Genomic DNA, 5,714 nt, shown 5'->3' on the forward strand with positions numbered 1-5,714 from the left:
GGCGGCGCCCATGGGGCGCCGCCCTGCCGCGTTTCCCCCCAGCCGCGGGCGCCGCTGCGGTGGGGATCGGCGGGCCACCCGCACGGGTGAAATCGGGGGGCAGTTGACGGAACGCGGGGCGACGCGGGGCGGGGCCGGTGGGAAGGCTGCCCCCGCCCCGTCCGCGTATCCAGGAGCCGCCTCCGTGACCGAGACCGCCACCCAGGCCCCCCGCCTGCTGCCCCCGCCCCGCCGTGGCCGGCCGGTTCCGGGGTCCGTGATCGGCGGATTGCGGGGGCGCGCGGTGCGTGCCCTGCGCCGGGCCGCGCCGGCGCTCGCCGTGTACACGGCCGTCCGCGTGTGCGTCCTGATCGCCGTCGGCGTGTGGGCGCACCGGCGGGGCGAGGGCGTCTGGTCGCTGCTCGCGTCGGACTGGGACTCCAACTGGTACGTGGGCATCGCCGACCACGGTTACGCCGACGCCCTCGGGACCGCCGTCAACGCGAACAACCTGGCGTTCTTCCCGCTCTACCCCGTCCTGATCAAGGTCGTCGCCGCCGTCACCCCGGGCTCGCGCGCCACCGTCGGACTGGCGCTCGCCGTCGTCTCCTCGTTCGTGGCCGCGTGGGGGATCTTCGCGGTCGGGCACCGGCTGTACGGGCGCCGGGTCGGCGTGCTGCTGGTGTTCCTGTGGGCCTGTCTGCCGGTGGGCCTGGTCCAGTGGATGGGCTACACCGAGTCGCTCTTCACGGCCGCCGTGGCCTGGTCGCTGTACGCGCTGCTCACCGGCCGCTGGATCTGGGCGGGCGTCCTGTGCTCGCTGGCCGGTCTGACCCGGCCCACCGGGGTCGCGCTGGCCGCCGCGATCGGTCTGTGCGGCCTGCTGGCGCTGCGCCGGGGCTTCCTGTGGCGGGTGGCCTGCGGGACGCTCCTGGCGCCGCTGGGATGGCTCGGGTACGTCGGCTGGGTGGGGCTGCGGGTGGGCCGCTGGGACGGCTACTTCGCCGTGCAGAAACTGTGGTTCAACCAGGTGGACGGCGGCGCCGAGACGCTGCGCCGGGTCCACGAGATCCTCGCCGTGGAGCCCCGGCCCGACCTGTTCCTCGTCATGGTGACGCTGACCCTGTTCGCGGCGGTCGTGCTGTACGGGGCGTGCGTCACCCACCGTCAGCCGCTCCCCCTGCTGCTGTTCACCGGCGCGCTGCTCGCGATCGTGCTCGGCAGCGGCGGCGTCTACTTCCCGCGGGCCCGCTTCCTCATCCCGGCGTTCCCGCTGCTCCTGCCCCTCGCGCTGGCGCTGGCGCGGGCCTCGCGGCGGGTGCTCGTGTACTGCGTGAGCGGGACGGTGCTGGTGGCGGCGTACGGCAGCGGGTACATGGTGCTGGTCTGGGGCGGCGCGCCCTGACCGTCGGGCCCGATCGGCCCGGGGTGTCTCAGCCGATCGCCGAGAGCACGGCCAGGAGGACGGCGCCGGCGGCGGCCGGGGCGAGGATCTCCCAGGCCCAGCGGACCGTGGCCACGCCCTGCGCGCCAGGCTCGCCCGCGCGGGTCTCCTGGAGCTCGCGCAGGTCGTCCATGGCCTGGTCGGCGGCGGCCCGCGTCGGACGCTCCTTGGCGCCCCGGCCGCCGGACAGCAGCGAGCCCCGGCCCGGGTCGTCCATGGCGGCGGCCCGGCTCAGATTGCGCTGGGCCTTCTTGCGGGCGCGCAGCGAGACGGGGATGGACCAGAGCTGGTACTTGGCCCCGTCCTGGTCGAGGACCTCGTTGGAGTAACCGGACCGGAACGTCGCGACCGCAGCCCAGGGCAGCGTGATCACACGGAACGGGTTGCGGATGCGGAGCCGGTCCTCGCCCGCGAACACCGCCGGGCGCAGGGTGAACGCCACGACGACCGGCACGGCGAGGAGGAGGCCCGCGAGGGCCAGCCACGGGGTGCGGCCGTCGCCCTGGACCACGGCGTCGATTCCGAGCCAGGCGCACAGGGCGAGCAGCACGATGCCGCCCGCGATACCGGCGGACGATCGGTAGACGCGGTCCTTGAGGGGGGCGGGGCTGGTCTCCATGGCCCTGATTCTGCCTGACGCTGCGCTGGGCCGGACCGTGTGGGCGCCGTAGCTCCGCCTCGTCGTCGGGCGGCTGCCGGCCGGTGGGGCTTCTCGCGCAGTTCCCCGCGCCCCTGAAATGCGGACCCTCCGGGTCGCATTTCCCCGATCAAGGTGCAGGGCGCCTTTCATCTGGGGAAGGCGCGGCGAAGCCGCATGCCTTCCAGGGGCGCGGGGAACTGCGCGACCAGCCCCCACCGACCCGCAGCCGCCCGCGATGAGGAACCCCCAAGACGAAAAGGCGCCCCCCGGCCGACCACTTGTCCCGCCGCTACGCGCGTAGATATGCTCCCCTCGTGACCATGCCCACTGCACCCGCCAAAGAACACGCACTGGCCGACGCCACCGCGTCCGAGAGCACCCTGCGCCGCTTCCTGCAGGGCCTGCCCGGCGTGGACGCGGTGGGCCTGGAGGCCCGGGCCGCCGCGCTCGGCACGCGTTCCATCAAGACGACGGCCAAGGCGTACGCCATCGACCTGGCCATCTCGATGATCGACCTGACGACCCTGGAAGGCGCCGACACCCCGGGCAAGGTCCGGGCCCTCGGCGCGAAGGCCGTCAACCCGGACCCGACCGACCGCACGACCCCCCGCACCGCGGCCGTCTGCGTCTACCCCGACATGGTGGAGACCGCGAAGGCCGCCGTCGCGGGCACGGACGTGAAGGTCGCCTCGGTCGCGACCGCGTTCCCGGCCGGCCGCGCCGCCCTGGAGGTGAAGCTCGGGGACGTCCGCGAGGCCGTCGCCGCCGGGGCCGACGAGATCGACATGGTCATCGACCGCGGCGCCTTCCTCGCGGGTCACTACATGAAGGTCTACGAGGAGATCCGCGCCGTGAAGGAGGCCTCGGGCAGCGCCCGGCTCAAGGTCATCTTCGAGACCGGCGAGCTGTCCACGTACGACAACATCCGGCGCGCGAGCTGGATCGGCATGCTGGCCGGCGCCGACTTCATCAAGACCTCGACCGGCAAGGTGGGGGTCAACGCGACGCCCGCGAACACGCTGCTGATGCTGGAGGCGGTCCGCGACTTCCGCGCCGCGACCGGCGTGCAGATCGGCGTGAAGCCCGCCGGCGGCATCCGCACCTCGAAGGACGCGGTCAAGTTCCTCGTGCTCGTCAACGAGACGGCGGGCGCGGACTGGCTCGATAACCACTGGTTCCGGTTCGGCGCCTCCAGCCTCCTGAACGATCTGCTGATGCAGCGCCAGAAGCTGGCCACCGGCCGCTACTCCGGTCCCGACTACGTGACGGTGGACTGATCACCATGGCATCTCTGTTCGAGTACGCGCCCGCGCCCGAGTCCCGCTCGGTCGTCGACATCGCCCCGTCCTACGGGCTGTTCATCGACGGCGAGTTCGCCGAGGCCGCCGACGGCAAGGTCTTCAAGACCGTCTCCCCCGCCACCGAGGAGGTCCTCTCCGAGGTCGCGCAGGCCGGCGAGGCGGACGTGGAGCGCGCCGTGAAGGCGGCCCGCAAGGCCTTCGAGAAGTGGTCGGCGCTGCCGGGCGCCGAGCGCGGCAAGTACCTGTTCCGCATCGCCCGCATCATCCAGGAGCGCAGCCGCGAGCTGGCCGTCCTGGAGACGCTGGACAACGGCAAGCCGATCAAGGAGACCCGCGACGCGGACCTCCCGCTGGTCGCCGCGCACTTCTTCTACTACGCGGGCTGGGCCGACAAGCTCGACCACGCCGGGTTCGGCCCCGCGCCGAAGCCGCTGGGCGTCGCCGGCCAGGTCATCCCGTGGAACTTCCCGCTGCTGATGCTGGCCTGGAAGATCGCCCCGGCGCTCGCCACGGGCAACACGGTGGTCCTCAAGCCCGCCGAGACGACCCCGCTGTCCGCCCTCTTCTTCGCGGACATCTGCCGCCAGGCGGGCCTGCCCAAGGGCGTCGTCAACATCCTTCCGGGGTACGGCGACGCGGGCGCCGCGCTCGTCGCGCACCCGGACGTGAACAAGGTGGCCTTCACCGGCTCCACCGCCGTCGGCAAGCAGATCGCCCGTACGGTCGCCGGCACCGACAAGAAGCTCACGCTGGAACTCGGCGGCAAGGGCGCGAACATCGTCTTCGACGACGCCCCGATCGACCAGGCCGTCGAGGGCATCGTCACCGGCATCTTCTTCAACCAGGGCCAGGTCTGCTGCGCGGGCTCGCGCCTCCTGGTCCAGGAGTCGGTCCAGGACGAGCTGCTCGACCGCCTCAAGACCCGTCTGTCGACGCTGCGCCTCGGCGACCCGCTCGACAAGAACACGGACATCGGCGCGATCAACTCGGCCGAGCAGCTGGCCCGGATCACGGCGCTCGCCGAGACGGGCGAGGCTGAGGGCGCCGAGCGCTGGTCCGCCCCGTGCGAACTGCCGTCGTCCGGCTACTGGTTCGCCCCGACGCTCTTCACGAACGTCACGCAGGCGCACACCGTCGCCCGCGACGAGATCTTCGGCCCGGTCCTGTCCGTGCTGACCTTCCGCACCCCGGAAGAGGCCGTCGCGAAGGCCAACAACACCCAGTACGGGCTCTCGGCCGGCATCTGGACCGAGAAGGGCTCCCGCATCCTCGCCGTGGCGAACAAGCTGCGCGCCGGGGTCGTCTGGGCCAACACGTTCAACAAGTTCGACCCGACCTCGCCGTTCGGCGGCTACAAGGAGTCGGGCTTCGGCCGCGAGGGCGGCCGTCACGGTCTGGAGGCCTACCTCGATGTCTGATGCGGCACGTCTGAGCGTCTTCAAGACCTACAAGCTGTACGTGGGCGGGAAGTTCCCGCGTTCCGAGAGCGGCCGGGTGTACGAGGTGACGGACTCCAAGGGCAAGTGGCTGGCGAACGCGCCGCTCTCCTCCCGCAAGGACGGCCGTGACGCGGTCGTCGCCGCCCGCAAGGCGTTCGGCGGCTGGTCGGGCGCGACCGCGTACAACCGCGGGCAGGTCCTGTACCGCGTGGCCGAGATGCTGGAGGGCCGCCGCGAGCAGTTCGTGCGCGAGGTCGCCGACGCGGAGGGCCTGTCGAAGTCGAAGGCCGCCGCCCAGGTCGACGCGGCGATCGACCGCTGGGTCTGGTACGCGGGCTGGACCGACAAGGTCGCCCAGATCGTCGGCGGCGCGAACCCGGTCGCGGGCCCCTTCTTCAACCTCTCCACCCCGGAGCCGACCGGCGTCGTCACGATCGTCGCGCCGCAGGAGTCCTCGCTCCTCGGCCTGATCTCGGCGCTCGCCCCGGTCATCGCGACGGGCAACACGGCGGTGGTGATCGCGAGCGAGAAGGCCCCGCTCCCGGCGCTGTCGCTGGGCGAGGTCCTGGCCACCTCCGACGTCCCCGGCGGCGTGGTCAACATCCTGTCCGGCCGGGCGGCGGAGATCGCCCCGTCCCTCGCCGCGCACCAGGACGTCAACGGCATCGACCTGACCGGCACGGACGCGGACCTGGCCAAGGAGCTGGAGATCGCGGCGGCGGACAACCTGAAGCGCGTACGCCGTCCACAGCCTGTGGAGGACTTCGCGGCCGACCCGGGCACGGACCGCCTGACGTACTTCCTGGAGACGAAGACGGTCTGGCACCCGACGGGGTCCCTGGGCGCCTCCGGCTCGTCCTACTGACCGCCGGCCCCCGCACCGAGGCCCCGGCCCCTCCTCCGTCCAGGAG

General features: G+C 72.6%; 5 protein-coding genes. 4 read left to right on the top strand and 1 reads right to left on the bottom strand.

Annotation, left to right across the window (positions count from 1 at the left end):
• The first annotated feature begins 184 nt into the window (after positions 1 to 184).
• The gene (locus ACFW9D_RS35925) at positions 185 to 1,384 is read left to right on the top strand and encodes a hypothetical protein (protein WP_384629297.1); all 1,200 of its coding nucleotides are present in this window, start codon (positions 185 to 187) and stop codon (positions 1,382 to 1,384) included.
• Between the two features lie 28 nt (positions 1,385 to 1,412).
• Here the strand turns inward: ACFW9D_RS35925 and ACFW9D_RS35930 are convergent, their stop codons facing one another.
• On the bottom strand, positions 1,413 to 2,042 hold the full coding sequence (locus tag ACFW9D_RS35930) for a PH domain-containing protein (RefSeq protein WP_188337203.1): 630 nt from the start codon (positions 2,040 to 2,042) through the stop codon (positions 1,413 to 1,415).
• A 341-nt stretch (positions 2,043 to 2,383) separates the two neighbouring features.
• Between ACFW9D_RS35930 and deoC the strand changes: the two genes are divergently transcribed.
• From deoC to ACFW9D_RS35945, 3 genes are read left to right on the top strand one after another with little or no spacing between them, the layout of a single operon-like run.
• A complete protein-coding gene (deoC, locus tag ACFW9D_RS35935; RefSeq protein WP_188341352.1) occupies positions 2,384 to 3,340 on the top strand; it encodes a deoxyribose-phosphate aldolase in 957 nt (318 codons plus the stop codon).
• 5 nt (positions 3,341 to 3,345) lie between these two features.
• Positions 3,346 to 4,782, top strand: a complete 1,437-nt coding sequence (locus ACFW9D_RS35940) for an aldehyde dehydrogenase family protein (RefSeq protein ID WP_188337204.1) — start codon at positions 3,346 to 3,348, stop codon at positions 4,780 to 4,782.
• On the top strand, positions 4,775 to 5,668 hold the full coding sequence (locus tag ACFW9D_RS35945; RefSeq protein WP_188337205.1) for an aldehyde dehydrogenase: 894 nt from the start codon (positions 4,775 to 4,777) through the stop codon (positions 5,666 to 5,668). Before ACFW9D_RS35940 ends, ACFW9D_RS35945 begins: the two co-directional genes overlap by 8 nt.
• Positions 5,669 to 5,714: the final 46 nt, after the last annotated feature.

The sequence above is a fragment of the Streptomyces sp. NPDC059524 genome (genome assembly GCF_042749255.1).
GTDB lineage: Bacteria > Actinomycetota > Actinomycetes > Streptomycetales > Streptomycetaceae > Streptomyces > Streptomyces xanthii.